The organism is Mycobacterium sp., from assembly GCF_050701675.1.
GTDB lineage: Bacteria > Actinomycetota > Actinomycetes > Mycobacteriales > Mycobacteriaceae > Mycobacterium.
The window spans coordinates 1-3,401 of the sequence record NZ_JBOGDD010000432.1 but is presented as its reverse complement, the minus strand read 5'-3'; the positions used below and the strand labels follow the sequence as shown (position 1 = coordinate 3,401).

General features: G+C 67.3%; 4 protein-coding genes and 1 riboswitch. All 4 genes read right to left on the bottom strand.

All coding sequences use genetic code 11. The features are described from left to right. Positions 1-599: TenA family protein (locus ACRDUX_RS13105; protein ID WP_526414458.1), on the bottom strand; the 599-nt coding region annotated here is incomplete at its 3' end. Positions 600-619: 20 nt separating this feature from the next. Beyond that, positions 620-2,020: a purine-cytosine permease family protein gene (locus tag ACRDUX_RS13100; RefSeq protein WP_526414457.1), complete on the bottom strand. Its 1,401-nt coding sequence runs from the start codon at positions 2,018-2,020 to the stop codon at positions 620-622. Next, a riboswitch (TPP riboswitch) is annotated at positions 2,015-2,127 on the bottom strand. It overlaps the preceding gene by 6 nt. A gap of 169 nt (positions 2,128-2,296) precedes the next feature. Then, positions 2,297-2,992 carry a helix-turn-helix domain-containing protein gene (locus ACRDUX_RS13095; protein ID WP_526414456.1) on the bottom strand — a complete coding sequence of 232 codons (696 nt, stop codon included), beginning with the start codon at positions 2,990-2,992 and terminating at the stop codon, positions 2,297-2,299. Further along, positions 2,983-3,401, bottom strand: a 419-nt coding sequence (locus tag ACRDUX_RS13090; protein ID WP_526414455.1) for a sugar ABC transporter substrate-binding protein, incomplete at its 5' end; no start/stop codon positions are given. The genes ACRDUX_RS13090 and ACRDUX_RS13095, both read right to left, overlap by 10 nt.

The window sequence follows — 3,401 nt, the reverse complement described above, 5'->3', positions numbered from 1 at the left end:
GTCAGCGCCAGGCCCCAGAACGCCACCTCGTGCGACAGCACGTCGGCCACCAGATCGTCGTACCCATCGGTGGTGGCCAGTTCGCCGAGCGCGTCGACGTACTCGGCGAAGCCGGGCGTGGTCCAGTGGTCCACGAACTCCCCGAACGGCGAGGTGCTCGACGCGGCGGAAGTCCATGCGAGCAGGTACACCCGTTCCACGACCCAAAGCCCAGTGACGGCGGCTTCGTAGGGCGCGGTATCAAGCTTCAGCAGCAGCTCGCGGTAGGCGAGTGTCGCAGGCAGCGGCGGCTGGCCCATGTCGATCCCCCGCCGAGCCGCCTGAACGTCAAACCAATCCAGCTCGTCCACCAGGGCAACGCAGCCCGCCGCCAGCGGCACCCGTGCTGGTCGCGGAGCGCGTGCCAGCAGCCTGGCCTGAAACGTGAGCAGGTCGGCGACGAACAGCGCATCCTGGATCAACCAACGGTCGAACGCCGTATCGGTGATCGTGCCGTCGCGCACCGCGTCGAGGAACGGATGTTGGGTGGCGGCAGCCCAGAGCGAAGCGAGCACGCTCCGATCCCCAGCCACGCCGTCGATCGAGGGTACGGACGCCATGGTCATTTCTCCTTCATGAATCAGACGTTCGCCATGTCGGTGCTCATCGGTTGGCGGGATGATCGCCGAGTGGTCAACCGAGACACGCCACCAACCAGCAGGGTGAGGACCGCGGCCACCGCGAACGAGAAGATCGAGGCGCTCATCCACGGGCGGGCGCTGAAGCCAATCGCCTGCGCCAGTTCACCCCAGGCTGCCGCCCACCAACCAACTTGCCCCGGATAGATCAACTGGTAGGTGATGAAGCCCAGCATCCACGGCACCAACATCAACCACCTCGACGGCGAGTTCAGGCTGAGATCCCAGCCTCGCCTTCCGGAGAAGCAGAAGTAATCCACCGCCAGCACCGCGAACAGGGGCACGAACACCGACCCGATCAACGACAGGAAGCTGGCATAGCCGTAGATGTCGACCGCCAACGCGAGCAAGGTGATCAGGACACCGACCAAGAGGGAGATGAGTCGACGGTCCCAGCGGGGCCGCAGGTTCTGCGTGGACACGGTGGCCGAGTAGACGTTGGCGAACGACTGGTCCATCTCCCGTATCGCCAGGACCGCAAACGCGAGTCCGCCGAGGGGCACCGCGATGAATGCCGCGAAGATGTGGTCCTCATCGGCGGCCACGGTGACGAGCGCCAACAGACCCAGCGCGTAGCACGCGATCTGGGTCACGCCGTAACCAACGAACGCGCCCGTGAATGCCGCCTTCGAACTCCGCGAATGCCTGGCATAGTCAGCGGCCATCGGCACCCAGGACACGGCGACCGCCACAGTGGTGTCGACCCCGATGCTGAAACCGGACCACGTCCCAGCCGACATCGGTGGCAGCGGATGGGTCAGCAACTGAAAGAACAAGTAGCCCAGCGCAATTACCACCGCCACGGTGACATACCGTCGCAGCACCCGGACCGCCCCCAGTGGGTACAGCGAGAGTGCGGTCGTGATGATTCCACCGCCGACCACGTACGCCCACTGCGGCACCGCGGGCAGCACAGTTGCGGCCGCGGTGGCGATGGTGACCAACTCGAATGTGCCCCAACCAACCATCTGCACGATGTTCAGCACCGTCGGCAGATAGGAGACCCGACGTCCCAACAGGCCACGGAGCAACACCATGGCCGGTGCGCCGGTCTGCGCGCCGGGTATCGCCGCCGCTGCGATGGCGGCCGCGCCGAGGACCGTGCCGACGACGGTCGCTAGCAGCGCCGCGGCCAATGACAGCCGTTCCGTGCCAGGGCCACCGGGTTGCAACACGACTGCGGCACCGGTGAACCCAAGCAGGCTCACTCCAAGATTTCCCCACAGCCCCAGCTGATCGAACACCCCAAGCACCCGCGGCGCCGGGTCCACCAACGTAGGCGGGACCTCGCCGCTCGCAGCACGGTGGCCGGAGGGAAGAAAACGACGCACGAAAACAGACATCGAACTCACTCTCCCTACGCCGGCATTATCCGGCTCAGGTTCAAGCGGTCGGTGGCCCTACAGCCACCCTCTCAGCCCGGTGATTCCGAGCTCCCGCGTTTTTAGCTCACCAAATGTAGCGCACCACCGCCTGCTCGCGCAGGGCCGGGTGACATCTGGTCCGCGAAACCGCCGCTCACGGTGGGCAGGGGTGAAGCACATCGAAACACCTTGGTGGACTTCTGATCACCAAACATCGAAGCGCGGCGTGCGGCGGAAGCGACGTGGAGCGGCACTTCAGTAGTCGTCGGCGGCGGCGTTCAGTGCGCGGGCAGCCTTGCGGGTGTCCGGCTCGGGCCAGCGTTCGGGTACGTGCAGTGTGAGCGCGAATCGGGTGCCCGTCACGGCGCAGGCGAGCTGCCGACCCACGTGTGGGGAATGCGATTCGTAGACCGTTCGTCGCCGAGCGCGCCGTAGTGCCAGCGTGCGCTGCACCTCGTCACCGGAGAGGCCGAGGTGCGAGGCGGCGGCCCAGACGGCGTTGGCTGCCTCGGAGGCCGGCAGTGACGAGAGGATCGCGACTGCTCCCGCGCAGGAGTCCGCATTCGCACGTTGCCCCGGGCGTGGCGTCAGGGGCAACGGGTGCCTGCCCGGCCGGACGTCGACGAAGACGACCCGATTGCCGAAGAGCTGAACCAGCGAGACCGTGTGACCGTCGAGATCCGTTGTTGCACAGGCACGGAACACGCGGTGCGCTACCGCGTCGGGATCGGACAGGTCAGACCAGCGGGCTCCCGCGTGCAGACCGCCGTCCGCGCTGCGCGCGATGAAACCGGCGTCTTCGAGGGTGCTCAGCAGGTCGGCGATCGAGCTCTTGGGCAGCCCGATTGCCGCGCTCAGCGCCGCCGGAGTGCTGGCGGTGCCAGATGAGATGGCGTCGAGCACGCGAGCGCCGCGGTGCACGGCCGGGCTGCGCGGCCCGCCTACCCCCACGGCTGGTACTCCGTCGCGTTATGCGCGTCGATCAATCGAGGGACGAGGTAGCGCGACGGCCGGGCGACGCGCGCCCCGCCGTGCAGGGCGGTGCCGAGGTCCATTGCCGCTCGGGCCAGCGCGGCCGGGTCCTGCGTGGCGGTGGCGATGATCGGTCCGCCGGCTCGAATCTCGTCGACGGCGCCCTTGGCTCCATCGACGCCGACGATCGGCACGAACAGCCCGCGGCTTCTGAGCACGCGAGAGATGCCGATGGCGATCTGGTCGTTGCTGGCGAAGAAGCCGTCTATTCGGGGATGGGTGGCGAGGATCTCCTCGGCGGCCCGTTCCCCCGAGGGAGCATCCAGTTCGCCGTAGCTGGTGGCGACCACCGTCAGGTGGGGGTGCGGGGCGATCGCCGCATGAAAGC

What these genes read in the sequence shown, in the direction of transcription:
- ACRDUX_RS13100 (WP_526414457.1), bottom strand. Translation starts at nt 2,020, where the DNA reads ATGTCTGTTTTCGTGCGTCGTTTTCTTCCCTCCGGCCACCGTGCTGCG.